A 23,433-nucleotide genomic window follows, 5' to 3' on the forward strand; every position below is an offset into this window, starting at 1 on the left:
GTCCCCTGGGTCCCGGACAGCCTCTGCGAGGCTTCCGGGATGACGACGGATCTTACCTACGGCCGCTGGGCTTCGAGCGTGGCGGTGTAGCTGGCGCTCATGCCGTTGCCGGCCAGGGGCGTGGCGGGACCTTGCTGGCCGCCGCCGGGGCCGCCCATGCCGGGCATGCCGCCCATGCCGCCGCCCGGACCGCCCGGACCGCCCGGAGGGCCGCCCTCGGGACGTCGGCCGGTCTCGCCCGTGCGCACCACCGCGTTCATCCAGTACATGCCCGCTTCCGGGAAGGTGACCTTGAACGACCCGTCGGCGCCGGTCTTGACCTTGAAGTCGCCGGGCGTGGCGCGGTAGCGCGAATTGCCGGGGGCGAAGGTCACTTCCAGGTCGGCGGCCGGCTTGCCGTCCAGCAGGAACTTGAAGGTCGCCGCCTCGCCGGACACCACGTCGTTGGGGTGGGTCACCGGGACCAGTTCCAGTCCCTTGCCGGTCGGCGCGAACACCGTGGTGGTCGGCGCGTCGCGGGTGACGAAGGTCTCGTTGCGGTTCGAGCTCTTGATGGTCTTCAGGTCGGCGGCGCCGGCCGGGACCTGCTTGGCGAAGTCCTCGGGCGAGCCGCGGAAGCGCTTGACCTCGCCGTTCTCGGTCCAGCTGGCCATGACCGTGTTGGAGAACGAGCCGATCTTGTAGGTGCCCGGCTTGGACAGCGGCACGTCGAAGACCGAGCGGTACTTGCCGGTGAACGGGTTCTGGACCTTCTCGACCGAACCGTCGGGCGTGGTGACCGTGATGGCGTCCAGCCGCATGGCGTTGTGGTCGGCGTAGAACAGCTCGTTGGAGACGGCCGCGTCGACGCCCACCCAGGCGCTTTCGCCCGACAGCACGGTGGCCGAGGGCAGGATCCATCCGCGGTGGGCGTTGGCGGCGAGCGGCAGGGCCAGCAGGGCGACCCCGGCGGCGACGGCGAGAAGGCGCTTCTTGAAGGTCATGGCGTTTCTCTCTGTTGGCTTATTTGACGGCGACGGTGACGGCGCCGAGCTCGGTCGCGCCCTTGGCGGTGGCCGGCGCGCCCGGCTTGCCCCAGGTGAACGGGACGCGGACGGCTTCCTGGCCGCCCACCTCGCGGGCGGCCTCGACCACCAGGTTGTACTGGCCGGGCTTGAGGTCCTTCAGCGGACCCTTGGCGCCGCTGAACACCAGCTTCTGCGGGCCGGGCGCGCGGGTGGCGCCGCTGATCCCGTCGGCGGGGAAGCTCATGGTGCGGCCGGCCTTGCGCCACCACTGGCGCATGTCCTTCAGCCACTTGACGCCTTTGTCCTCCTTGGAGTCGGCGTCGTACCAGACGGCCAGGGTGCCGGCGGCGGTGGCGTCGGCCGGGTTCTCGATCCAGATCGAGACATAGGGCTTGTGGTACTCGGCCACCGTCAGGCGCGGCACCTCGACGGTGACGTTGAGGTCGGCGGCCAGGGCCGGCGTCGCGACGCCGGCGGCGCCGAGGGCCGAGAAGGTCAGCAGGGACAGGGATCGCTTCATGGCGGGACGCCTCACAGGTGGACGAAAAGGATGACGAGCAGCAGCGGGATCACCAGCCCGCCGGCCACCAGGGGCCAGGTCAGGGGGCGGGCCCGGGCGTGGAACTGCAGGAGGATCAGGCCGGTGACCGCGAACACCACGCAGGCCCCGGCGAAGACGTCGATGAACCAGCCCCAGGCCTTGCCGGCGTTGCGGCCCTTGTGCAGGTCGTTGAGCAGGCTGATCGCGCCGCGCGTGGTCTTCTCGTGCTCGACGGCGCCCGTGGCGCGGTCGATGCTGATCCAGGCGTCGCCGCCGGGACGGGCCAGGGCGACATAGACCTCTTCATCCGACCACTCGCCCTCGCGGCGGGCGATGTCGGCCTCGACGGCCTTGTCCAGCCAGGTCTCGACCCGGATCGGCAGCGGGCGCTTGCCCTCGGCTGGGCCCTTGGCGATCTCGGCCAGCAGGTCGGCGGGCAGGGTCGCCTTGCGGTCGACAACCTTGGGCTTGGCCTCGATCTGGCCGGCGTGGTTCAGGGTGAAGCCGGTGACCGCGAACAGCAGCATGCCGATCAGGCTGATCGCGGCGCTGATCCAGTGCCACTGGTGCAGCTGCTTGAGCCAGAACGAGCGGCTTTGCTGGGCGGGTGCGGTCTTCACGAAATCCAGGGGCGGGAGGCGGCGCGGGGCCTTGGTTGAGCTTCATGCCCATACTTGAGAACGACTTGCAAAAGCAAGCCTTCACGCGCAACCGCGATCACCCGGGGCGGCTTTCCGATCGGGTTAAGGATTCCGCGAGGCGCCGCATGCGACGATAGCGCGCGGAGACGGGCGCCGTGGGGGCGGCTAAATCTTCTTAATCAGTTGTTAAGCACGTCGGGGGCGAGCGGTGCGCAAGATCCTAGTGGCCGAGGACGACATCCTCCTGGCCACCATCCACGAGATCACGCTCAGCGAGGCGGGTTTCGACGTGCTGGTCTGCCGCGACGGCGAGCAGGCCCTGGAGGCGATGGACGCCTTCGATCCCGACCTGTTGATCACCGACTTCTCGATGCCCCGCATGAACGGCGGCGAGCTGATCAGGGCCACCCGCCGCCGCCGGGGCGCCCGCACGGCCGTCCTCCTGGCCTCGGCCCGCGACGAGCACCTGCTGAAGGACGACGAACGCGGCGACGCGCGGCTGGAAAAGCCGATCTCGCCGGCGCGCCTGCTGGGGGCGGTGCGGGACCTGGAAGCGCGCTGGGACCGCGCGGCCTAGGGGGCCGCGAAACCGTCACCGATCCGTAGCGGACGTCCGCCCTGGTGACTATCGTGCGGACACGACACTCCCGCCCATGGAGACCGCGTGCGAAATCGCAGATTCCCGCCCCTGCCGACGGCTCTGGCCAAGCAGCTTTCAACGATCAAGGCGACCGACGGCGGCCTCTATCGGCCCTGCGTGGCGACCTTGCGCGACGGGACCGTCCTGGACTGCGTGTACTTCGCCGAAGCCCAGCGCTGGTTCCGGTATTGGGGTGTTTGGCCGGACGAGGATCGGGGCAAGACGGCCCTGGATATCGAAACCGTGGCGAGCGTCGCGGACAGCCCGTCGCGGCTCCCCGCGCCCTTCGCCGACGCCCTGTACGAGGCCGGGGAAAGCGGCATGGGCTACACCGTCTTCACGGTGCAGTTCGAAGACGGGACCAGCGTCGCGGTGGGGACCGGCAACGCGGTCGACTTCATCGTCTATCCGCCGGGGCAATCCAGGGACACCGTGGTCAAGGTGCTTCCGCACGTGGGGCGTGGCGATCCGAAGATCACCGCCGCGCCGCCCTACTCCTGGTGCCTCTACGACGCCGGCTAGGCAGGCCGGCCAGGCTCGGCTCCCGTCTCGCCAAGGGGCGAGCGCCTGCCCGCCGTCTTGGGGTAACGCGGATCATCCAAGGACACCGCCTGCCCATCCGGCAAGCTCACCCCAAAAACTCGACCAACCGCCGCATCTCCGCGACACATGACCTCGACAAGCACGGCTTTAGAGGAGAAGTATGCCGCCTTTCGTCGCGGGAGCATGCCTGCGCGTCGCATTGGGGTCGTTTCTTGAAAACGCTGTTCTTTACCGCCTCCGCCCTCGCCCTTTCGCTGACCTTCGGCGCCGCCTCGGCCCAGGAGCGCGTGCCGGTCCAGGGGCCGCCGACCCCGCCGATCGCCGCGGCCCAGGACGTGGCCTATCCGGGCGTGCTGAAGCTGACCGTCGACGCCACCGACCTGGACCGCCGGATCTTCCAGGTCCGCGAAACGATCCCCGTCGCCAAGGCCGGCCCGATGACCATCCTGTACCCGCAGTGGGTGCCGGGCGGCCACTCGCCCCGCAACGACCTGGACAAGATGGCCGGCCTGGTGATCACCGCGAACGGCAAGACCCTGCCGTGGACCCGCGACCCGGTCGCCGTCCACGCCTTCCACTTCGACGTGCCGGACGGCGCGACCGAGATCCAGGTCAGCTTCCAGTTCCTCACCCCGGTGAAGTCGGACGTGGGCCGCATCCTGGTGACCGACGACATGCTGAACGTGCAGTGGCTGCAGCTGGGCTTCTACCCGGCCGGCTACTACACCCGCCGCATCCAGATCGAGCCGACCGTGAAGCTGCCGGAAGGCTGGGGCTTCGGCACGGCGCTGGAGAAGGCCTCGTCCAACGGCCAGTCGACCACCTTCAAGACCACCACCTTCGAGACCCTGGTCGACTCGCCGATGTTCGCCGGCCGCTACTACAAGCAGGTCGACCTGGACCCCGGCGCGGCCGTGCCGGTGCGCCTGAACATCGTGGCCGACAAGCCCGAGCTGCTGGAGATCAAGCCGGAAGCCCTGCAGATCCACCGCAACCTGGTGCAGCAGGCCTACAAGCTGTACGGCTCGCACCACTACGACCACTACGACTTCCTGCTGGCCCTGACCGACAAGATGGGCGGCATCGGCCTGGAGCATCACCGCTCCAGCGAGAACGGCGTGGTGCCCAAGTACTTCACCGACTGGGACAAGACCTTCGTCGGCCGCGACCTGCTGGCCCACGAATACACCCACTCGTGGAACGGCAAGTTCCGCCGCGGCGCCGACCTCTACACCCCGACGCTGAACGAGCCGATGCGCGACAGCCTGATGTGGGTCTACGAGGGCCAGACCCAGTACTGGGGCAACGTCCTGGCCGCCCGCTCGGGCCTGCAGACCAAGCAGCAGGGCCTGGAGTCGCTGGCCATGACCGCCGCGCTCTACGACACCCGCGCCGGCCGCAACTGGCGCAACGTGCTGGACACCACCAACGACCCGATCATCGCCAACCGCAAGCCGGCCTCGTGGACCAGCTGGCAGCGCAGCGAGGACTACTATTCGGAAGGCCAGCTGGTCTGGCTCGACGCCGACACCCTGATCCGCGAGAAGACCGGCGGCAAGAAGTCGCTGGACGACTTCGCCAAGGCCTTCTTCGGCGTCGAGAACGGCTCGTACGTGGTGCTGACCTACGACTTCGACACCGTGGTCCAGACCCTGAACGGCGTCGTGCCGTACGACTGGGCGACCTTCCTGAAGACCCGCATCGAGGGCCTGTCCGAGCACGCCCCGCTGGATGGCCTGACCCGCGGCGGCTACAAGCTGGTCTATACCGACACCCCGACCGAGTTCTTCAAGGCGGCCGAGACCAAGGGCAAGATCGTCAACCTCAGCTACTCGCTGGGGATCACGGTCGGGGCCGGCGGCGTGCTGTCGGCGGTCAACTGGGACACCCCGGCCTTCAAGGCGGGCCTGACGGCCGGCGAGACCATCGTGGCGGTCAACGGCACGGCCTACAGCGACGACCTGATCAAGGACGCGGTCAAGGCCACGGCCAAGACCGACGCCCCGCTGGTCGAGCTGCTGATCAAGGACGGCGAGCGCTACCGGACGGTCAAGGTCGACTACCACGGCGGCTTGAAGTACCCGCGCCTGGAACGCATCGAAGGCACGCCGCCGCGCCTGGACGACATCTACGCGCCGAAGAAGTAGGGTTTCGGTTCGTCACGACGATGAGGCCGCCGGCGGAAACGCCGGCGGCCTTTTTCTTGAAACACCCTCTCTCTTTGAGAGAGGGAGGGGCCCATGGCGAAGCCATGGGAGGGTGAGTGGTTACACTCTCTCCGGATGAAACACGGTCGTTCGATGGGTTTTCGGGGCGATGTCCTGTCCGCGTCGGCGGCCTTCGTGCACTCACCTGGCGTCAAAGGACACGGCTGCACGGCTCTGGGTTTGCCGGTTGGCGGCGAAACCACTCACCCTCCCACCGCTTCGCGGCGGGCCCCTCCCTCTCTCAAAGAGAGAGGGGGTTAGAGGGCGCGCCCCATCTCAGTCGATGCACAACGCGTCCATTGCGGCGTCGAGCGGCCTTGATGCCGCCACGGGTTCCGTGAAAGAGAGCCCAAGCTTCCGCTTCAGATGGACTGTCCTAGATGAACCGCACCGCCGCCCTGGTCCTGGGCCTTTGCCTGCTGTCGAGCCCCGCCCTGGCGCAGGAGGCTTCGGCCCCGCCGCAGCTGTCGGCCGCCGTCGACACCACCAAGGCCCTGGCCGAGGGCCAGGCCTTCCTGGCCCAGAACGCCAAGGCGCCGGGCGTGGTCACCACGGCCTCGGGCCTGCAGTACAAGGTCACGACCTCGGGCCCCAAGACCGGCAAGTCCCCGAAGCCGGGCGACATCGTCAAGGTGCACTACGAGGGCAAGCTGCTGGACGGCACGGTGTTCGACAGCTCGTTCCAGCGCGGCCAGGCGGCGATCATGCCGGCCGAGGGCCTGATCCCGGGCTGGCTGGAGGCCCTGCCGCTGATGCATGTCGGCGACGAATGGACCCTGTGGATCCCCGCCGACCTGGCCTATGGCGACCGCGCCACGGGCCCGATCCCGGCCAACAGCGTGCTGGTGTTCCGCCTGAAGCTGATCGACATGCTGGCGGTGGACTAGATTGAAGGCGCGGAGGCGGCGAACACTTGCCCCCTCCGCGCCTTCGGCGCTCCTCCCCCGTAGGGGGAAGATCCGCCCCCTATGGGGGCGGACAGGCGGCGAAGCCGCCAGGTGGGGGCAAGTGGGTGCCGGCGAAGCCGCCAGGTGGGGGCAAGTGGGTGCGCCTCAGACTCCCTTCCGCGACGTCATCAGCGGCTGGATCTTCGTCCCGAAGTTCTCCACCCCGGCCACGAAGTCGTCGAACACCAGCAGCACCCCGGCCGTGCCCTCGACGGCCGCGACCTCGTCCAGCATCCGCGCCACGCTCTCATAGCTGCCCACCAGCGTGCCCATGTTCAGGTTCACCGCCGACTCCGGCGCGGCCAACTGGGCGGTGTTGGTGGTCGCGCCCGCCGCGGCGTTCGGGGCGGCCTGGTTGGTCAGCCAGGCCAGGGCCTCCTGGTCGGCGCCGGCGCGGTAGGCCTGCCACTTGGCCATGGCCGCCTCGTCGGTCTCGTCGGTGATGATCATGAACAGGATGTACGAGGCCACGTCGCGGCCGGTCTTGTCGGCGGCGGCCTTGAGGCGATCGTTGACCCCGCCGAAGGCGGTAGGGGTGTTGGTGCCCTTGCCCAGGGCGAAGCTGTAGTCGGCGTACTGGGCCGTGAAGGCCAGGCCCTCGTTGGACGAGCCGGCGCAGATCAGCTTGGTGTCCTCGGGATGAGGGCTGACCCGGCAGTCGGTCATCTCGAAATACTTGCCCTTGAAGTTGCTGACGCCGGTGTCCAGCAGCTCGCGCAGCACGGTCGCGTATTCGGCCAGGTAGTTGTAGCGGTCGGTGTAGTGCTGCTCGCCCGGCCACAGGCCCATCTGGTCGTATTCGGCCTTCTGCCAGCCGGTGACCAGGTTGATGCCGAAGCGCCCCGGGGCGATCGAGTCGATGGTCGAGGCCATGCGCGCCACGATGGCCGGCGGGATGGTCAGGGTGGCGGCGGTGGCGAAGATCTTGATCTTCTCGGTCACGGCCGCCAGGCCCGCCATCAGGGTGAAGCTCTCGAGGTTGTGCTCCCAGAACTGGGTCTTGCCGCCGAAGCCGCGCAGCTTGATCATCGAGAGCGCGAAGTCGAAGCCGTACTTCTCGGCCTTCTGCACGATCTCCTTGTTCAGCGCGAACGACGGCATGTACTGCGGGGCCGCCTCGGAGATCAGCCAGCCGTTGTTGCCGATCGGAATGAAGACGCCGATTTCCATGGGTTTATCCCCCCTCTTGAAGGTCGCCGCCGAGGAAGCTCAGCAGGCGTGAATTGAAGGCCTCGGGCGCGGTGACCGTGAAGCCGTGGCCGCCCCAGGGCGCGATGTCGAGCACGGCGGCCGGCAGCCGCTCGGCCAGGCGGCGCGAGCAGGCCAGCGGCACCAGCATGTCGTCGGCGCTGGCGCTGACCAGCACGGGGCACGTGATGCGTTCCAGGTCCGCGTCGATGTCGAAGTCCAGCAGGGCCTGGATGCGGGCGCGCATGACGTCCGGGTCCGGGAAGCCGTGGATGTGGTGCACCTCCTCGGCCTCGAGGCGGGCGTTGTTGGCGCTGAGCCAGTCGGCCGGATAGAGGAACAGCGGCTGGGCGTGGACATAGGCGGCGATGCCGGTGTTGTTCAGCAGGGCCAGGCGGGTGTCGAAGCAGCGCTTGATGTGCGGGTCGGGCCGCGACCAGCCGTTGATCACCACCAGGCGATCGATGCGGCCCGGATGGTCCAGCGCCAGGGCCAGGCCGGCGTTGCCGCCCGCCGCGTGGCCCACCACGTGGGCGCGCTCCAGCCCCAGGGCGTCCATCACCTTGACGATGTCGTCGCCCATGGCGCTGACGCTGTAAGGACCGGCGGGCAGCTCGCGCACGCTGCGGCCCGTGCCGCGGTGGTCGTACAGCACCACCGGCCAGCGCGCGGTCAGGGCTTGCATCTGCGGCGCCCAGAACGCGCCCGAACCGCCGAGGCCCGACGACAGGAGCACGACGTCCCGGCCGGCTATCGGACCGCCATGCAGTTCGTAGTGGAGGCCGTCGACGATGCCCGAGGTCATGCAAAAACTCCGCGGGGAGGAGGCGTCATCACTTCTTGCCGATGTGGGCGACCGAGGCGATCTCGACCACGAAGCCGGGCTTCACCAGGCCGCACTGGATGCAGTAGCGGGCCGGCTTGTCGCCGGGGAAGTACTCGGCATAGACCTTGTTGATGGTCTGGTAGTTGGACCAGTCGGTCAGGAAGATGTGGTTCATGGTCACGTCGTCCATGGTTCCGCCGGCGGTCTCGATGACCGACTTGATGGTCTCCAGCACCTGGCGGGTCTGGGCCTCGGCGTCGTCGGGATTGGCGACGTTGTTGTCCTTGTCGAACGCCAGGGTGCCCGAGACGTAGACCACGCCGTCGGCCAGGGTCCCGGGCGAGAACGGGGCGATGGGCGTGCCCGTGCCGGGCGGGATGATGACGGTCTTGGGCATTTTATCTTCCCTTCCAATTTCAGTTGTCATCCCGGAAAGCGCGCAGCGCTTGTCCGGGACCCAGGTGAACCGCACCGCATCAGCCCAGTCCCCTGGGTCCCGGACAGCCCCTGCGGGGCTTCCGGGATGACAACGGTTTTGCGTTGCGTTCCTAAGCCTCCCGCTGCCCCACCGCGCCCTTGAAGTCAGCCGTGGTCGAGACCCAGCCGAAGAACTTCTCGATGTTGTAGAGGGCGGCCTGCTGCACGAATTCGGGTCCCGCCTGGTGGGTGGCGTCCTCGAGCACGGTGCCGAAATATTCCAGGAAGAAGCCGTCGCGCAGGGTCGACTCCACGCAGACGTTGGTGGCGATGCCCACGAACACCAGGTGGCGCACGCCGCGCGAGCGCAGCACGCTGTCCAGCTGGCTGTTGAAGAAGCCGCTGTAGCGGGTCTTGTGCAGCACGATGTCGCCGGGGACGGGCTTGAGGTCGTCGACCAGCTCGTAGTCCCAGCCGCCCTTGGCCAGCAGCTTGCCCTGCAGCTCGGGCCGGGCGCGCATAGTCTTCAGGGCGTTGGACTTGTGCCAGTTGGGCGAGCCGGGGCCGCCGGCCTCGACATAGTCGCTGTCCCAGCCGTTCTGGAAATAGATCACCGGCATGCCCGCGCCCCGGGCCACGTCCAGCACGCCCTTGATCTTGTCGATCACCGCCGCCGCGCCGCTGATGTCGAAGCCGGCCAGGTCCAGATAGCCGCCGGGCGAGGCGTAGGCGTTCTGCATGTCGATGACGATCACCGCGGTCTTGTCGACCGGCAGGGCGATCGGCTCGGGCCGGGCCGGCAGCATCAGGGTGTCGGGTGTGGTCATGCGCTCTATTCCACGAGGGTGAGCGACGCAGGTAAGACCATCGCGGAGCGGCGCGCAATCGACCAATGATCGCCGAACGGCGCCCGGGCGCGTTTTGCCCGGATCCTGTGCTAATTCAGAAACGACTTACTAATTTGGGAGCTGAACCCGCATCCGGCTCGTAAGGCGCAAAGCCCCAATCGTTGTCATCCCGGAAGCCTCGTAGAGGCTGTCCGGGACCCAGGGGACTGGGCGAAGGCGGTGCGGTTCACCTGGGTCCCGGGTCTACGGCCCGCTAGGCGGTCCTCCGCCCGGGATGACAACTAAGGTGGCCGTCCTAGTTCCCGACCGCCGGAGCGCCCGCCGGGAGGTCGGCCTCTTCCTTGCCGGTGCTGGGCAGGGACAGGGTCAGGACGCAGACCAGGCCGCTGGGGCGGTAGTCGAGGCGGGCCTCGCCGGCCAGGTCGGACTTCAGGCTGGCGGCGATCAGGCGCGAGCCGAAGCCCTGGCGGGCGGGCGGCGACACGCGCGGGCCGCCGCGCTCCTCCCAGTGCAGGGTCAGGCGGTGCAGGGCGCCGGGATCGACGTGCCAGACCACCGTCACCGAGCCCTCGGGAACCGACAGGGCGCCGTACTTGACCGCGTTGGTGCCCAGCTCGTGGAACACCATCGACAGGGCCAGGGCCGCGTTGGGCGTCAGGGCCACCGCCGGGCCGGCCAGGACGGTGCGGTCCAGATACGGCTCGAGGGTCTCCTCCAGGATCTCCTTGAGGTCGGCGCCCTCCCAGACGCTCTGGGTCAGCAGGTCGTGGGCCCGGGCCAGGGCCATGATGCGCTCGTTGAAGGCGTGCAGGCCGGGCGTGTCGGCGGGCCGGCCCAGGCTCTGGCGGGCCAGGGACTGCACGGTGAACAGGGTGTTCTTCACCCGGTGGTTCAGCTCGTTGATCATCAGCTGCTGGCGCTGGTGGGCGCGCTGTTCCTCGTCCTCGCGGGCCCGCAGCTGGTCGGCGGCGTCGTGCAGGGCCGCGCGCACCTCGGCGATCTCGCGATAGCGGTCCGGGACCACGGGGATCGGCTCGCCCGCCGCCATGGCCTTGGCGTCGGCGCCCAGGCCGCGCACGGCGGCGGCGATGTCGCGCGCCACCACCACGGCCACGGCCACGCCGATGACCAGCAGCAGCACGCTGGCGGCGGTCAGCCAGCCCACCGACGACCAGTTGGCCCGGCTCAGCTCGCGGCGCGGCACGCCGACGATGAACGACCAGCCGCTGGTCGACGACCGGCTGAAGGCCGACAGGGTGGCGGTGCCGTCCAGGGTGTGGCTCAGCGTCACCCCCTCGGGGCCCCGCGCCATCGCCTTGCGCATGTCCTCGCTGGCCGTGCGGCCCAGGAAGCGGTCGGCGTCCCGCGAGCGCGACACCAGCATGGCGTTGCCGTCGACGATGCTGGCCGTCCAGCTGGGCGGGATGTTCTGGCTCGCGAAGATCGACGAGAACGCCGCGGGCCGCTGCTGGTAGGCCAGGTCGTAGAGCCGGCCGTTCACGATCACCGGCATGTCGATCGACACGAAGGGCTGGAACTGTCCGGGCTTGGCGGGCCGCACCAGGTTCGACACCGTCGTGCGGCCGGCGCGGATGGTCTGCCAGCGGTAGTCGGGCAGGGCGTACGGCGGCGGAGCCTGCCCGGGCGGCAGGCGGGTGTTGACCAGCTGGCGCTGATTGTCCAGCAGCACGACCCAGCCCTCGCCGCCCTGCACGGCGGCCCGGGCCTGGCGCTCGAAGGCGGGGATGTCGCCGGCGATCAGGTCGGGCGAGACCGCCAGGGTCTGCAGGATGCTCTGGCCCTGGCCGATCTGGCGGTCGGTGGCCAGCACCAGGGCGCGGGTGGTGGCGATCAGCTGCCGCTCGTAGCGCGCCCGGCTCTCGCCGAACTCGGCCCGGGCCAGCAGGGCCATGAACAGGGTGGCGGGCACGACCAGGCTGAGGGCCATCAGCAGCAGGCGCCGGCGCACGGTGCCGGCGGCGGGCGGAGGCGGGGTCGTTGCGGGGTCGGGGGCGACCGGGTCTTGCAAGGGCGGGGGCTCATCCTTGGGGGACGCGCTCAAGTGAAGGCGACCGCCGCGTCGGGTCAAGCGGTTAAGGCGAACCCGGCGGCCGTCGTCGCCATGGGCAACCTTCGGTCGGGCTTGGGGTTCTTTTCTCCGCCCACGGCAAAGATGTCGGGGTTCATGGGAGACTTCACAGCATGCGTATCGTGACCATCGCGGCCGTCGCCGCCCTCGCCCTCGGCGCCGCCGCCTGCCAGCCCAAGGCTGAAAAGGCCGCCGACGCCGCCGCCGACGCCAACGCCGCCGCGGCCTCCAGCCAGCAGGCCGCCGACGCCGCCGCCCAGGCCGCCAACGCCAGCACCACCGCCGCCCAGACCGGCGACACGGCCACCGCCAAGGCCGCCGGCGACACCGCCGCCGCCGCGGGCGACCAGGCCGAAAAGGCCGGCGACCAGGCCAAGGACGCCGGCCACGACGCCAAGGACGCGGCGCACTAGTCGGCGCTCGAAAGCGCCTTCTAAACCGCTCGTCATCCCGGGCCTTGTGCCCGGGGCCCCTCTATCCGCCGCAAGTGCGGGAGGGGCGGTTCGCTGGCGAACCGCTTGCTCTTCACGTGCGAGCTGAACCAGGGGTCCCGGGCACGAGGCCCGGGATGACGGATGTTTGGAGGACGGTGGAGCGATAGGTGAGGGCGGCGCGTTCCCCCTCCATGCCCAGAACCCGAAAACCCCGCCGCAAGGCCGCCCCCGCCGACGCCTTCGCCCTGGCCACGGCCGGCGCCGAGCTGGCCCTGGCCTCGCTGCGGGTGGTCAACGCCCGCACGCCGATGATCGTCCAGGCGGTCAACGACCCGGCGCGCGGGAACTACGCCGAGTTGACCCGCATGGTCTCGGAAAAGCCCCTGGCCTTCGCGCGCGGCGCCCACGCCGCCGGACCGGCCTGGCTGGCCATGGCGGCGGAGTCCAATCGCTACCTCACCCAGGCCTGGAGGGCCCCGACCTGGGGCTTGGCGCCCGCCCTCAACAGCTCGTTGGACGCCTTGGCCTTCTGGGGGCAGATGATGTCGCTGGGCATGGCCTGGCAGTCGGCGATGCTGACCCCCGTGCACGCCGCCGCCACCGCCAACGCGCGCCGCCTGGGCGCCAAGGCTTGAGGCCAGCCTGCACGTCCGACGCTAGGGAAGGCGCGTTTTTTCCTAGCCGAGCGCCGGAAATGTCCGCCATCCTGGCGATCCTGGAACCCGAAGGCGGCGTCAGACCGCCTCGGACCGCGCGAGGAGACCTGTCGACCATGCCCGGATCCGCCGCCGTCGATTTCGACCGCATGACGACCCTGGGCGACGTCGCCCGCTATCACCGCGAGGTGCGCCCCGAGGCGACCGCCCTGCAGTTCGAGGGGCGCTCGACCACCTTCGCCGACTTCGACCGCCACACCGACCGCGTGGCCGCCGCCCTGCTGGCCGAGGGGCTGAACAAGGGCGACCGCATCGCCTATGTCGGCAAGAACAGCGACCACTATTTCGAGCTCTTGTTCGGGGCGGCCAAGGCCGGGGTGGTGCTGGCCCCGATCGGCTGGCGCCTGGCCCCGCGCGAGATCGCCTACATCCTGGGCGACGCCGAGGCGCGCATGGTGTTCGTCGGCCCCGAGCTCCTGGCCCACGTCCGCGACGTGGCCGTGCTGATGCTGGACCAGCCGGTGGTCGTCGCCATGGAAGCCAACGAGTACGGCCATCCCACCTTCGAAGCCTGGCGTGACGCCTGCCCGGCGGCCTCCGTTCCCGCGCCGGTGACCCCGGCCGACGTCGCCGTCCAGCTCTACACCTCGGGCACCACCGGCCGGCCCAAGGGCGCGATGCTGACCCATTCCAACATCCTGGCCACCCGCCGGCTGGCCGCCGAGGCCGACATGGACTGGAACCGCTGGGGTCCCGAGGACGTCAGCCTGGTGGCCATGCCCGTGGCCCACATCGGCGGCACCGGCTGGGGCGTGGTGGGGCTGGTCAACGGCGCCAAGGGCGTGGTCGCCCGCGAGTTCGACCCGACCAAGGTGCTGGACTTCATCGAGAAGGACCGGGTCTCCAAGATGTTCATGGTGCCGGCCGCCCTGCAGATCGTGGTGCGCCTGCCGCGCGCCCGCCAGGTCGACTACAGCCGCCTGACCCACATCCTGTACGGCGCCGCCCCCATCCCGCTGGACCTGCTGCGCGAGTGCCTCGAGGTGTTCGGCTGCGGCTTCGTCCAGCAGTACGGCATGACCGAGACGACCGGCACGATCGTCTATCTGCCGCCGCAGGACCACGACCCGGCCGGCAACGCCCGCATGCGCTCGGCCGGCCTGCCCATGCCCGGCGCCGAGCTGAAGATCATCGGCGACGACGGCCGCACCCTGGGGCCGAACGAGGTGGGCGAGGTGGCGGTGCGCTCGCCCGCCAACATGGCCGGCTACTGGAAGATGCCCGAGGCCACGGCCGACACTATCGATTCCGATAGCTGGTTGCGCACCGGCGACGCGGGCTACATCGACGAGGACGGCTACCTGTTCATCCACGACCGCGTGAAGGACATGATCATCTCCGGCGGCGAGAACATCTATCCGGCCGAGGTCGAGAGCGCGGTCTACGGCCATCCGCACGTGGCCGAGGTGGCGGTGATCGGCGTGCCCGACGACACCTGGGGCGAGGCGGTCAAGGCGGTGGTCGCCCTCAAGCCCGGCGCGCCGGAAGACCCGGCCGACATCATCGCCTTCGCCAAGACCCGCATCGCCGGCTTCAAGGCGCCCAAGACCATCGACTTCATCGACGCCCTGCCGCGCAACGCCTCGGGCAAGATCCTGCGGCGCGAGCTGCGCGACCCGTACTGGGCGGGCAAGACACGACAGGTGAACTGAATGGCCGGAAACCCGTCCGCCACCCCAACGGTTGTCATCCCGGAAAGCGCGCAGCGCTTGTCCGGGACCCAGGGGCGGCCGCACCGCGCTGGCCCGGTCACCTGGGTCCCGGACAGCCCCTACGGGGCTTCCGGGATGACAACGGTATTTGGTTTTCATCCCTAAGGAGGCGAGCAGGTGGCGGATGGCGGAAGTCGCACGGCGGGGCTGGTCCAGGGGCTGTATCAGCCCGAAGGCGCGCCGCGCGTCGATTTCCGCAGCCCTGCCGGCGAGCCCGCCCTGGCCCCGCCGGACTCGGTGTCGTGGCGGGTGTTCAAGAACCCGGTCTCGCTGTTCGTCGGCGGGGTGACGGCGGTGATCCTGGAGCTGGCCGAGCCGCGGGTGCGCACCGGGGTGTGGGAGCATTCCAGCTTCCGCCGCGATCCGCTGCCGCGCCTCAAGCGCACCGGCCTGGCGGCGATGGTCACGGTCTACGGCGCGCGCTCGACGGCCGAGAAGATGATCGCCGGCGTGCGGCGCATGCACGACAGGGTGACGGGCGACACCCCGGCCGGGGCGGCCTACCGCGCCAACGACGTCGAGTTGCTGGATTGGGTGCAGGCCACGGCCAGCTTCGGCTTCATGGAGGCCTATCACGCCTATGCCCGCCCGCTGAGCGCGGCCGACCGCGACCGCTTCTACGCCGAGGCCGCCCCGGCGGCGGCCCTCTACGGCGCGGTCGGGGCGCCGGCCTCGGTGGCGGAATGGGAGGCCCAGCTGGCGGCGATGCTGCCCAAGCTGGAGCGGCACGAGATCGTCTTCGAGTTCCTGGACCTGATGCGCAAGACGGCGATCCTGCCGGGACCGCTGGGCGGCCTGCAGGGGGCGCTGATCCGGGCGGCCGTGGCGATCACGCCGGCGGAGGTGCGGGCGGTGGTCGGGCTGGGGCCCGAGTGGGACCTGGGGCCGGTCGAGGGCCGGCTGGTGCGGTTGGCCGGCGCCGCGGCGGATCGGATACCCGTGAAGGGCACGCCGGCGGTGGAGGCTTGCCAGCGGATGGGGCTGCGGAGCGACTATCTGTATCGGCGGTGAGGCGAACACCTGCCCCCTACGGACCGCTTCGCGGTCGTCTTCCCCCGTAGGGGGAAGAGCCTAGGGCGCGAGGCTCCGCCCCCTACGGGGGCGGACAGACGGCGTAGCCGTCAGGTGGGGGCAAGTGGGTGTGATCCCACGCTAACCTCAATCCGTATTCCCCTGATGCTCCACATGCCCCTCGCGCACCTCGGTCCGCGAGAACACCTCCTCCTGCCCGTCCTGCAGCAGTTCCTCGGCGTCGGCCTTGTCCTGCTCGGCCTGGGCCAGGACGATGCGCAGGGCCTCGACCTCGGTCGGGGCCTCGACCACGACGCTGCGCAGAGGGGCTTCCGGCGGAGCGTCGCCGAGACGGACATCGATGCGCCAGCGGGTGGTCATGCAGCTTCTCCGAGGTTGAAGGCGTTGGTTCGCTCCTCAGGTAACGCACCATTGCACCGTGCGGCGTTTCTGGCGAGTTTGCGGATAGTTCAGTTGGGGAGTCTTCATGGCGATGGGCGGCGGGCGAGTGGGTCCTGGGCGGCAGGGCGTGGATCGGAGAGCGGTCCTGGCCGGCGCGACGGGACTGGCGGGATTCGCCCTGGCCGGGGCGGGCGCGGCCCGCGCCGCCTCGCCCCGGGTCGAGGCCCTGATCGCCCAGATGACCCTGGAGGAGAAGGCCGGCCAGCTGTCGTGCTATTCCGACATGATCCGGCCGCCCGTCGGCGACATCAATCCGCTGGTCAACCAGCGCAACACCCAGCAGATCCTGGCCGACCTGCGCGCCGGGCGGATCGGGACGCTGATGAACGGCGTCGGGGTCGAGGGGGCGCTGCTGGCCCAGACGGCGGCCGTCGAGCATTCGCGCCTGCGCATCCCGGTGCTGTTCGCCGCCGACGTGATCCATGGCTTCAAGACCGTCTATCCGATCCCCCTGGGCGAGTCGGCCAGCTTCGACCCCGGCCTGGCCGAGCGCACGGCGCGGGCGGCGGCGATCGAGGCCTCGTCCTACGCCAACCACTGGACCTTCGCCCCCATGGTCGACGTGGCCCGCGACCAGCGCTGGGGCCGGGGCGCGGAAGGCTCGGGCGAGGACGTGTTCCTGGGCGAGGTGATGGCCCAGGCCCGGGTGCGCGGCTTCCAGGGCCGTGACCTGACAGCGCCCGACAGCCTGCTCTCGACCGCCAAGCACTTCGCCGCCTACGGCGCGGTGGCCGCGGGGCTGGACTACAACACCGTCGATCTTTCCGAGGAGACCCTGCGCGAGGTGCACCTGCCGCCGTTCAAGGCCGCCTTCGACGCCGGCTGCCTGGCGGTGATGTCGGCCTTCAACGACATCAACGGCGTGCCCTCGACGGCCAACAAGCATCTGCTGACCGACATCCTGCGCGGCGAGTGGAACTTCAAGGGCGTGGTCATCTCCGACTACACCGCCGACCAGGAACTGGTGGCCCACGGCTACGCCGCCGACGACAAGGACGCCGCGCGGCTGGCCATCCTGGCGGGCGTCGACATCAGCATGCAGAGCGGGCTCTACAGCCGCTACCTGCCCGAGCTGGTCGCCCAGGGCCGGGTGCCGATGGCCACGGTCGACAACGCCGTGCGCCGGGTGCTGAACCTGAAGGAGACGCTGGGCCTGTTCGACCGGCCGTTCCGCTCGATCGACGCCAAGGCCCAGGCCGAGAACACCGCCACCCCGGCCATGCGGGCGCTGTCGCGCGAAGCCGGCGCGCGGTCGATCGTGCTGCTGCGGAACGACAACGCCCTGCTGCCCCTGCCGGCCAAGGGCAAGAAGCTGGCCCTGATCGGCCCGTTCGCCGAGGACCGCGCCAATATCCTGGGGCCCTGGGCCTTCTTCGGCGATCCCAACCTGGGCGTCGACCTGGCCACCGGGATCCGCGAGGCGATGGCCGACCCGTCGCAGCTGATCGTCGCCCAGGGCTGCGACGTCGAGAACACCATCCCCGGCGGCTTCGACAAGGCCGTCGCCGCCGCCAAGGCCGCCGACGTGGTGCTGCTGGCGGTGGGCGAGAGCCAGAACATGTCGGGCGAGGCCCAGTCGCGCACCGAGATCGGCCTGCCGCGCGTGCAGCAGCAGCTGGCCGAGCTGGTCGGGGCGGTGGGCAAGCCGACGGTGGTGCTGCTGCGCCACGGCCGGGCCCTGGTGCTGGAGGGGGCGGTCAAGGCCGCGCCGGCCGCGCTGGCCACCTGGTTCCTGGGCACCGAGACCGGCCACGCCGTGGCCGACGTGCTGTTCGGCAGGGTCAATCCGTCGGCCCGCCTGCCGGTCAGCTTCCCGCACGAGAGCGGCCAGGAGCCGTTCGCCTACAACCACCGCACCACCGGCCGCCCCGCGCCCCAGGCCGACGACAGCCAGGAATACAAGGCCCGCTGGCGCACGACGCGCAACGAGGCGCTGTACCCGTTCGGCCACGGGCTGTCGTACACCAGCTTCGCGCTCAGCGACGTCAAGCTGTCGACCACCCGTCTGGCCTGGAACGACAAGCTGTTCGTCACGGCCACGGTGACCAACACCGGCAAAGTCGCCGGCGAGCACGTGGTCCAGCTCTATGTCCGCGACCGCGTGGCCAGCCGCACCCGGCCCATCCGCGAGCTCAAGCGCTTCCTGCGGGTGGCCCTCAAGCCCGGCGAGAAGCGCGAGGTGCGCTTCAGCCTGGAGCGCGGCTCGCTGATGTTCGTCGGCGACAACGACCGCTGGATCGCCGAGCCGGGGATGTTCGACCTGTGGGTGGCCAACAGCGCGGTGGACGGGCTGGCGGCGAGCTTCGAGCTGCTGGGGGCGTGAGGCCGGGGACATGCCCTCGCGGCGTGTCCCCAGGACCTGGCTCGGTGGATGCTGGTGGGGACACGCCGCAAGGGCATGTCCCCGGTCGTTGACATCCCAAGCTCGACCGATCATTTATCCTACAAATAAAACTGCCAGAGTCGGAAACGCTTGCCCATGCCCACCGCCACCCCCATCCGCGTGGCCCTGATCGGCCTGGGCAAGATCGCCCGCGACCAGCATCTGCCGGCCATGGCCGGGAACCCGGATTTCGAGCTGGTCGCCATCGTCAGCCGCCACGCCGAGCAGCCGGGCCTGCCCAGCTTCCATACGTTCGACGAGCTCCAAGCCAGCGGCGTCGCCTTCGACGCGGTCGCCCTGTGCACCCCGCCCCAGGTGCGCCACGGCCTCGCCCGCCAGGCGCTGGAGGCCGGCAAGCACGTGATGCTGGAGAAGCCGCCCGGCGCGACGCTGAGCGAGGTCGAGGACCTGCGCCAGGTGGCCGAGGCCCACGGCGTCACCCTGCAGGCCACCTGGCATTCGCGCTACGCCCCGGCCGTGCAGCCCGCCCGCGACTGGCTGGCCGGCAAGACGATCACCGCCGCCCGCATCAACTGGCGCGAGGACGTCCGCGTCTGGCATCCGGGCCAGGACTGGATCTGGGAGCCGGGCGGCCTGGGCGTGTTCGACCCCGGGATCAACGCCCTGTCGATCGCCACCGCCGTCCTGCCGCGCCCGTTCTTCCTGACCGCCGCCGTCCTGCACGTGCCCGAGAACCGCCAGTCGCCGATCCAGGCCGAGCTGGACTTCGTCGACACCGTCGGCACGCCCGTCCGCGCCGAGTTCGACTTCCTGCAGACCGGTCCGCAGAGCTGGGACATCGAGATCGACACCGACGCCGGGCTCTTACGCCTGTCGCACGGCGGGGCCAGGTTGTGGATCGACGGCGCCCTGGTCCACGAGGCGCCCGAGGCCGAGTATCCGGGCCTGTACGCCCGGTTCGCCGAACTGATCGCGGCCGGCGCGTCCGACGTCGATGTCACGCCGCTGCGCCATGTGGCCGACGCCTTCCTGCTGGGCCGGCGGGTCGCCGCGCCCGCCTTCGTGGAGTAGCGGGCCGAGGAGCTCCACAGTTTCGCGTCACGACGTTCTTGCATAAAGGCGAGCCGCGACGTTAGGTACCACCCAGGGGCGTGAGACCTGCGTACGGCGACTGTGGCTGACGGGGAGGGGACGCGTCCGGGGAGAGACGCGTGAAGGTCCTGGACGCACCGCTGCCGCCGCCGCTCGTCGCCGCGCTCCGGGCCTGCCGCCCGCATCTCGTGGCCGCCGCCGTCTTCAGCGCGCTCATCAACATCCTGTTGCTGGCGCCGACCATCTACATGATGCAGGTCTACGACCGGGTCGTGCCCACCGAGGGCCGGCTGACCCTGCTGTACCTGACCCTGGTGGTGGCCTTCGCCCTGGCCACCCAGACGGCTCTGGAGTCGGTGCGCGCGCGCCTGCTGACCCTGGCCGGCCTGCGGCTGGACCGGCTGCTGGCCGGGGGCATCCTGCAGAAGCTGATGAGCGCCATGGCGCCCGGCTCGTCGGCCCAGGGCATGCGCGAGTTCGACCTAGTGCGCCAGGCCATGTCCGGTCCGGTGGCCACCGCGATCATGGATATCCCGTGGACGCCGATCTACGTGCTGGTCGCCTTCATGATCCACCCGGCGCTGGGCGCCATGACCGTGGCCGGCGGCGCCCTGCTGGTGGTGCTGGCGGTGCTGAACGAGCGGGCCACCCGCACCCGGGCGCGCGAGGCCTTCATGGCCCAGGCCCAGGCCTACGCCTCGCAGGAGGCCGCCGCCGCCAACGGCGAGGTGGTGCGCGCCCTGGGCATGCGCGGCGCCCTGCGCGAGCGCCAGCTGGCCGACCGCCGCACCGGCCTGGACCTGTCGGCCAAGGCCCAGTTCACCGGCGGCGGCTATTCGGCGGCCACCAAGTTCACCCGCATGTTCCTGCAGTCGGCCGCCCTGGGCCTGGGGGCCTGGCTGGCGGTGGACAAGCAGATCTCGGCCGGCGCGATCATCGCCGCCTCGGTGCTGATGAGCCGCGCCCTGCAGCCGATCGAGCAGCTGGTCGGGTCGTGGGGCCTGGTCGGCCAGGCGCGCGGCGCGCTGAACAACCTGATCAAGCTGTTCCCGCCCACCCAGGGGCTGGAGGTGTCGGGCACCCAGCTGCCGGCCCCGACCGGGGCGCTGTCGCTGGAGCAGGTGGCCGTGCGCGCGCCCGGCGAGGGCCCGGTGCTGCTGCGCGGCGTCGCCCTGAAGCTGACGCCCGGCGAGATCCTGGGCGTGATCGGTCCCAGCGGCGCGGGCAAGACGACCCTGGCGCGGGTGGCCGCCGGCGCGATCACCCCCGACGCCGGCACGGTGCGCCTGGACGGCGCCAACCTGGCCGACTGGGACGGCGACAAGCTGGGCCGCTATATCGGCTACGTGCCGCAGGACTCGGCCCTGCTCGCCGGCTCGATCAAGGACAACATCTCGCGCTTCGCCATCTGGGCCGCCCAAGGAAAAGGGGAGGGTGACCCCGCCATCGTCGACGCCAACGTGGTGGCCGCGGCCCAGGCGGCCGGGGTGCATGAGCTGATCCTGCGCCTGCCCAAGGGCTACGACACCCACCTGGGGGCGGGCGGCCGCGGGCTGTCGGCCGGCCAGGCCCAGCGCGTGGCCCTGGCTCGGGCCCTGTACGGCGACCCGCCCCTGCTGATCCTGGACGAGCCCAACTCGGCCCTCGACGCCGACGGCGAGCTGGCGCTGAACAACGCCATCCTGGCCGCCAAGGCGCGGGGCGCGACGATCCTGATCGTCGCCCACCGCACGGGCATCCTCAACATCGCCGACCGCCTGCTGGTGCTGCGCGACGGCCAGATGGAGCTGCTGGGCCCGCGCGCCGACGTCGTCGCCAAGATGGCCGAGGCCGCCAAGGCCGGCGCCGCCAAATCCGCTTCCACCGCCCTGCAGGCCGCCAAGCCATGATCGCCCTCAATCTCGACGGCCCCGAACAGACCCCGGAACCGGCCGCGGAGGAGACCCCCGCCAAGGTGCCGCCGCGCCTGTCGGACGATCCCACCCGGATGATCCGCATCGGCGCGGGGGTGGCGGGCCTGTTCTTCGTCGGCTTCCTGGGCTGGGCGGCCTTGGCCCCGCTGGACGCCGGCGCCTATGCGCACGGCGTGATCGCCGTGGCCGGCAACCGCCAGTCGGTCCAGAACCGCGAGGGCGGGGTGGTCACCGGTATCCGGGTCGTCGAGGGCCAGAGCGTGGTCAAGGGCCAGATCCTGGTCGAGCTGTCGGCGTCCGAGCTGCGGGCCAGCGAGCGCGGCATGACCGGCGAGGTCCTGACCCTGCTGGCCCAGCGCGCCCGCCTGATCGCCGAGCGCGACCGCCAGGCCGGCTTCGCCGCGCCGCCGGAGTTCGCCAAGCTGACACCCGAGGACCAGCCGCTGGCCGACGAGGCCCTGCGCCTGCAGCGCCAGCAGTTCCAGGCCCGCCGCAGCTCGCTGCAGACCCAGCGCGGCGTGCTGAACCAGCGCATCCTGCAGCTGAGCCAGCAGTCCAGCGGGGCCGAGCGCCAGCTGGACGCCAACCGCGAGCAGCAGAAGCTGATCGAGGAGGAGCTGGACGGGGTCCAGGAACTGGCCGCCAAGGGCTATGCGCCCAAGACCCGGGTCCTGGCCCTGCAGCGCAGCGCCGCCTCCCTGACCGGCGAGGACGGCGCCTACCGCGCCCAGATCGCCCGCTCGGCCGAGCAGATCGGCGAGACCCGCCTGCAGACCCTGTCGCTGGAGCGCCAGATGATGGAGGAGGTCTCGGGCCAGCTGCGCGACGTACAGGTGCGCCTGGACGACCTGCAGCCCAAGCTGCTGGCCGCGCGCGAGCAGCTGTCGCGGGCCACGGTCCGCGCGCCGTCGGGCGGCAAGGTGGTGGGGCTGAACGTCTTCACCGTCGGCGGGGTGGTGGCGCCCGGCCAGACCCTGATGGAGATCGTGCCCCAGGACCGCCGCCTGGTGATCCAGGCCAAGGTCTCGCCCAACGACGCCGACGACCTCAAGCCGGGCCAGAAGACCCAGATTCGCTTCACCTCGCTGCACGAGCGCGACCTGCCGCTGCTGAACGGCACCCTGACCGAGCTGTCGGCCGACAGCTTCACCGACGAGAAGACCGGGGTGCAGTACTTCCGCGCCGAGGTCGCCGCCCCGCCCGAAGAGCTGGAGAAGATCCGCAAGATCCGCGGCGCCCAGTCGGGCCTGCAGGCCGGCCTGCCGGTCGAGGTGCTGATCCCGCTGCGCAAGCGCTCGGCCCTGGCCTATCTGGTCGAGCCGATGTTCCAGACCTTCTGGCGGATGGGCCGGGAGCACTAGAAGGGAACCCCTCTCTCTTTGAGAGAGGGAGGGGCCCGCCGCGAAGCGGTGGGAGGGTGAGTGGTTTCACCGTGGCCGAAGAGTCTCGAGCCGTTCGGCTGCGTGGCTTGCGGCGTTCCGGGACGCTGGAGCCGTTCGACTATCCCGCTTTGAGTATTGCCGAAACAAGGCGGGGACGAGATCTCGTCCGTGTTCCCATCGGGAAGGCCGTACCCACTCACCCTCCCACCGCCTGCGGCGGCGGGCCCCTCCCTCTCTCCATGAGAGAGGGCGGTCGAACCGCCAGCGCTGTCATCGGGAAAATAAAAGGCGGGCCTCCCCCAAGGCCCGCCTTCAGTTTGTGGGTCCCCCTCGGGACGTGGGCGGCGCTGGTCGCGAGGGCCCCCCCAGGCCTGGCGGTACGCCGTTCTCCGAGCCGATGACGTCGCGTCAAAGCATCGGTGAATATGGTCCGGGACGATACTGATCACCGAGCAGTGTTCGTCCCGCGGGAC

Annotated in this window: 21 protein-coding genes; 12 read left to right on the forward strand and 9 right to left on the reverse strand. The window is 70.3% G+C overall.

Going from position 1 to position 23,433, the window contains the following annotated elements; translation table 11 throughout:
• Positions 1-56 precede the first annotated feature (56 nt).
• The 3 genes from WAE60_RS03300 to WAE60_RS03310 are packed head-to-tail and all read right to left on the reverse strand — an operon-like array spanning position 57 to position 2,168.
• Positions 57-983, reverse strand: a complete 927-nt coding sequence (locus tag WAE60_RS03300; protein ID WP_029913990.1) for a DUF4198 domain-containing protein — start codon at positions 981-983, stop codon at positions 57-59.
• Between the two features lie 19 nt (positions 984-1,002).
• Complete coding sequence (locus WAE60_RS03305; RefSeq protein ID WP_029913988.1) at positions 1,003-1,527, reverse strand: DUF2271 domain-containing protein; 525 nt, start codon at positions 1,525-1,527, stop codon at positions 1,003-1,005.
• An 11-nt stretch (positions 1,528-1,538) separates the two neighbouring features.
• Positions 1,539-2,168 carry a PepSY-associated TM helix domain-containing protein gene (locus WAE60_RS03310; protein WP_337684961.1) on the reverse strand — a complete coding sequence of 210 codons (630 nt, stop codon included), beginning with the start codon at positions 2,166-2,168 and terminating at the stop codon, positions 1,539-1,541.
• A gap of 229 nt (positions 2,169-2,397) precedes the next feature.
• On the opposite strand from WAE60_RS03310, the gene WAE60_RS03315 reads away from it, so the two are divergent.
• The 4 genes from WAE60_RS03315 (at position 2,398) to WAE60_RS03330 (ending at position 6,466) form a co-directional block, all read left to right on the forward strand.
• A complete protein-coding gene (locus WAE60_RS03315; protein WP_337684962.1) occupies positions 2,398-2,766 on the forward strand; it encodes a response regulator in 369 nt (122 codons plus the stop codon).
• Between the two features lie 87 nt (positions 2,767-2,853).
• Positions 2,854-3,351, forward strand: coding sequence for a hypothetical protein (locus WAE60_RS03320; RefSeq protein ID WP_337684963.1), 498 nt, complete (start codon positions 2,854-2,856; stop codon positions 3,349-3,351).
• 233 nt (positions 3,352-3,584) lie between these two features.
• Complete coding sequence (locus tag WAE60_RS03325) at positions 3,585-5,519, forward strand: M61 family metallopeptidase (RefSeq protein WP_029913981.1); 1,935 nt, start codon at positions 3,585-3,587, stop codon at positions 5,517-5,519.
• Positions 5,520-5,959: 440 nt separating this feature from the next.
• The gene (locus WAE60_RS03330; RefSeq protein ID WP_029913979.1) at positions 5,960-6,466 is read left to right on the forward strand and encodes an FKBP-type peptidyl-prolyl cis-trans isomerase; all 507 of its coding nucleotides are present in this window, start codon (positions 5,960-5,962) and stop codon (positions 6,464-6,466) included.
• 165 nt (positions 6,467-6,631) lie between these two features.
• Here WAE60_RS03330 and rutA read toward each other — a convergent pair whose 3' ends face one another.
• From rutA to WAE60_RS03355, 5 genes are all read right to left on the reverse strand, one after another.
• Positions 6,632-7,696 carry a pyrimidine utilization protein A gene (gene rutA, locus WAE60_RS03335; RefSeq protein WP_337684964.1) on the reverse strand — a complete coding sequence of 355 codons (1,065 nt, stop codon included), beginning with the start codon at positions 7,694-7,696 and terminating at the stop codon, positions 6,632-6,634.
• Between the two features lie 4 nt (positions 7,697-7,700).
• Entirely contained in the window at positions 7,701-8,519 is an 819-nt protein-coding gene (gene rutD, locus WAE60_RS03340; RefSeq protein ID WP_337684965.1) for a pyrimidine utilization protein D, read from the reverse strand.
• 28 nt (positions 8,520-8,547) lie between these two features.
• A complete protein-coding gene (rutC, locus tag WAE60_RS03345) occupies positions 8,548-8,937 on the reverse strand; it encodes a pyrimidine utilization protein C (protein ID WP_029913974.1) in 390 nt (129 codons plus the stop codon).
• 151 nt (positions 8,938-9,088) lie between these two features.
• On the reverse strand, positions 9,089-9,784 hold the full coding sequence (gene rutB, locus WAE60_RS03350; RefSeq protein WP_029913972.1) for a pyrimidine utilization protein B: 696 nt from the start codon (positions 9,782-9,784) through the stop codon (positions 9,089-9,091).
• 316 nt (positions 9,785-10,100) lie between these two features.
• The gene (locus WAE60_RS03355) at positions 10,101-11,753 is read right to left on the reverse strand and encodes an HWE histidine kinase domain-containing protein (protein ID WP_081916866.1); all 1,653 of its coding nucleotides are present in this window, start codon (positions 11,751-11,753) and stop codon (positions 10,101-10,103) included.
• 254 nt (positions 11,754-12,007) lie between these two features.
• Here WAE60_RS03355 and WAE60_RS03360 point away from each other — a divergent pair, with 254 nt between their 5' ends.
• From WAE60_RS03360 to WAE60_RS03375, 4 genes are all read left to right on the forward strand, one after another.
• Positions 12,008-12,307, forward strand: coding sequence for a hypothetical protein (locus WAE60_RS03360; RefSeq protein WP_029913968.1), 300 nt, complete (start codon positions 12,008-12,010; stop codon positions 12,305-12,307).
• A gap of 212 nt (positions 12,308-12,519) precedes the next feature.
• Positions 12,520-12,963, forward strand: coding sequence for a hypothetical protein (locus WAE60_RS03365; protein ID WP_337684967.1), 444 nt, complete (start codon positions 12,520-12,522; stop codon positions 12,961-12,963).
• A 137-nt stretch (positions 12,964-13,100) separates the two neighbouring features.
• The gene (locus WAE60_RS03370; RefSeq protein ID WP_029913964.1) at positions 13,101-14,696 is read left to right on the forward strand and encodes a fatty acid--CoA ligase; all 1,596 of its coding nucleotides are present in this window, start codon (positions 13,101-13,103) and stop codon (positions 14,694-14,696) included.
• Positions 14,697-14,873: 177 nt separating this feature from the next.
• On the forward strand, positions 14,874-15,767 hold the full coding sequence (locus tag WAE60_RS03375; RefSeq protein WP_337684968.1) for an oxygenase MpaB family protein: 894 nt from the start codon (positions 14,874-14,876) through the stop codon (positions 15,765-15,767).
• Positions 15,768-15,914: 147 nt separating this feature from the next.
• On the opposite strand, the gene WAE60_RS03380 is transcribed toward WAE60_RS03375, so the two are convergent.
• The gene (locus WAE60_RS03380) at positions 15,915-16,148 is read right to left on the reverse strand and encodes a hypothetical protein (RefSeq protein WP_029913960.1); all 234 of its coding nucleotides are present in this window, start codon (positions 16,146-16,148) and stop codon (positions 15,915-15,917) included.
• A 106-nt stretch (positions 16,149-16,254) separates the two neighbouring features.
• On the opposite strand from WAE60_RS03380, the gene WAE60_RS03385 reads away from it, so the two are divergent.
• The 4 genes from WAE60_RS03385 (at position 16,255) to WAE60_RS03400 (ending at position 22,939) form a co-directional block, all read left to right on the forward strand.
• Positions 16,255-18,552: a glycoside hydrolase family 3 N-terminal domain-containing protein gene (locus WAE60_RS03385; RefSeq protein ID WP_337684970.1), complete on the forward strand. Its 2,298-nt coding sequence runs from the start codon at positions 16,255-16,257 to the stop codon at positions 18,550-18,552.
• Between the two features lie 156 nt (positions 18,553-18,708).
• Positions 18,709-19,644: a Gfo/Idh/MocA family oxidoreductase gene (locus tag WAE60_RS03390; RefSeq protein ID WP_337684971.1), complete on the forward strand. Its 936-nt coding sequence runs from the start codon at positions 18,709-18,711 to the stop codon at positions 19,642-19,644.
• Positions 19,645-19,784: 140 nt separating this feature from the next.
• Positions 19,785-21,554: a type I secretion system permease/ATPase gene (locus WAE60_RS03395; protein ID WP_337684972.1), complete on the forward strand. Its 1,770-nt coding sequence runs from the start codon at positions 19,785-19,787 to the stop codon at positions 21,552-21,554.
• Complete coding sequence (locus WAE60_RS03400; protein WP_051695780.1) at positions 21,551-22,939, forward strand: HlyD family type I secretion periplasmic adaptor subunit; 1,389 nt, start codon at positions 21,551-21,553, stop codon at positions 22,937-22,939. Before WAE60_RS03395 ends, WAE60_RS03400 begins: the two co-directional genes overlap by 4 nt.
• Positions 22,940-23,433 lie beyond the last annotated feature (494 nt).

Origin of the sequence: Caulobacter sp. CCG-8 (genome assembly GCF_037402475.1) — a bacterium.
In the GTDB taxonomy this organism is placed as follows: domain Bacteria; phylum Pseudomonadota; class Alphaproteobacteria; order Caulobacterales; family Caulobacteraceae; genus Caulobacter.

What these genes read in the sequence shown, in the direction of transcription:
- WAE60_RS03300 (WP_029913990.1), bottom strand. Translation starts at nt 983, where the DNA reads ATGACCTTCAAGAAGCGCCTTCTCGCCGTCGCCGCCGGGGTCGCCCTG.
- WAE60_RS03305 (WP_029913988.1), bottom strand. Translation starts at nt 1,527, where the DNA reads ATGAAGCGATCCCTGTCCCTGCTGACCTTCTCGGCCCTCGGCGCCGCC.
- WAE60_RS03330 (WP_029913979.1), top strand. Translation starts at nt 5,960, where the DNA reads ATGAACCGCACCGCCGCCCTGGTCCTGGGCCTTTGCCTGCTGTCGAGC.
- rutA (WP_337684964.1), bottom strand. Translation starts at nt 7,696, where the DNA reads ATGGAAATCGGCGTCTTCATTCCGATCGGCAACAACGGCTGGCTGATC.
- rutD (WP_337684965.1), bottom strand. Translation starts at nt 8,519, where the DNA reads ATGACCTCGGGCATCGTCGACGGCCTCCACTACGAACTGCATGGCGGT.
- rutC (WP_029913974.1), bottom strand. Translation starts at nt 8,937, where the DNA reads ATGCCCAAGACCGTCATCATCCCGCCCGGCACGGGCACGCCCATCGCC.
- rutB (WP_029913972.1), bottom strand. Translation starts at nt 9,784, where the DNA reads ATGACCACACCCGACACCCTGATGCTGCCGGCCCGGCCCGAGCCGATC.
- WAE60_RS03355 (WP_081916866.1), bottom strand. Translation starts at nt 11,753, where the DNA reads ATGGCCCTCAGCCTGGTCGTGCCCGCCACCCTGTTCATGGCCCTGCTG.
- WAE60_RS03360 (WP_029913968.1), top strand. Translation starts at nt 12,008, where the DNA reads ATGCGTATCGTGACCATCGCGGCCGTCGCCGCCCTCGCCCTCGGCGCC.
- WAE60_RS03365 (WP_337684967.1), top strand. Translation starts at nt 12,520, where the DNA reads ATGCCCAGAACCCGAAAACCCCGCCGCAAGGCCGCCCCCGCCGACGCC.
- WAE60_RS03370 (WP_029913964.1), top strand. Translation starts at nt 13,101, where the DNA reads ATGCCCGGATCCGCCGCCGTCGATTTCGACCGCATGACGACCCTGGGC.
- WAE60_RS03380 (WP_029913960.1), bottom strand. Translation starts at nt 16,148, where the DNA reads ATGACCACCCGCTGGCGCATCGATGTCCGTCTCGGCGACGCTCCGCCG.
- WAE60_RS03385 (WP_337684970.1), top strand. Translation starts at nt 16,255, where the DNA reads ATGGCGATGGGCGGCGGGCGAGTGGGTCCTGGGCGGCAGGGCGTGGAT.
- WAE60_RS03390 (WP_337684971.1), top strand. Translation starts at nt 18,709, where the DNA reads ATGCCCACCGCCACCCCCATCCGCGTGGCCCTGATCGGCCTGGGCAAG.
- WAE60_RS03400 (WP_051695780.1), top strand. Translation starts at nt 21,551, where the DNA reads ATGATCGCCCTCAATCTCGACGGCCCCGAACAGACCCCGGAACCGGCC.